This is a genomic window from Virgibacillus carmonensis (assembly GCF_057836705.1).
In genome coordinates this window covers 1-517 of record NZ_JBYQFJ010000417.1, presented here as the reverse complement: position 1 = coordinate 517, position 517 = coordinate 1, and the positions used below count along the sequence as shown (strand labels likewise).

The 517-nt window shown below is 40.0% G+C and carries 1 protein-coding gene; it reads left to right on the top strand.

The window, feature by feature from the left end:
- The coding region (locus AC3G7N_RS22650) for a glycoside hydrolase domain-containing protein (protein ID WP_489424345.1) at window positions 1-517 on the top strand (517 nt) is incomplete at both ends.

Sequence of the window (517 nt, the reverse complement as noted above, 5' to 3'; positions counted from 1 at the left end):
ATAGAGGATGGAAAATTTTATGTCAACAATGGCTTTTGGGATACCTATCGTACAACATGGCCAGCATATTCACTCCTAACCCCTGAAAAAACCGGAGAAATGATCGATGGCTTCGTGCAGCAATATAAGGACGGCGGCTGGATTTCCAGATGGTCATCACCGGGATATGCCAATTTAATGGTGGGAACAAGTGCAAATATTGCTTTTGCTGACGCCTATCTGAAAGGTGTTACAAATTTTGACGTAGAAAGTTTTTATCAATCAGCTGTAAAAGATGCATCCGTTGCACCGCCAAATGATAATGTTGGCAGAAAAGGGATGGAAACCTCCATTTTTGATGGCTATACAAATACATCAACAGGTGAAGGTATGTCATGGGCACTTGATGGCTATATCAATGATTTTGGCATAGCCCAATTAGCAAAAGCACTTGATCAGGAGGAAGATTATCAATACTTTTTAAGCCGGACCCAAAATTATGATAGAATGTTCAACCCCAACATTGGATTTTTTAATG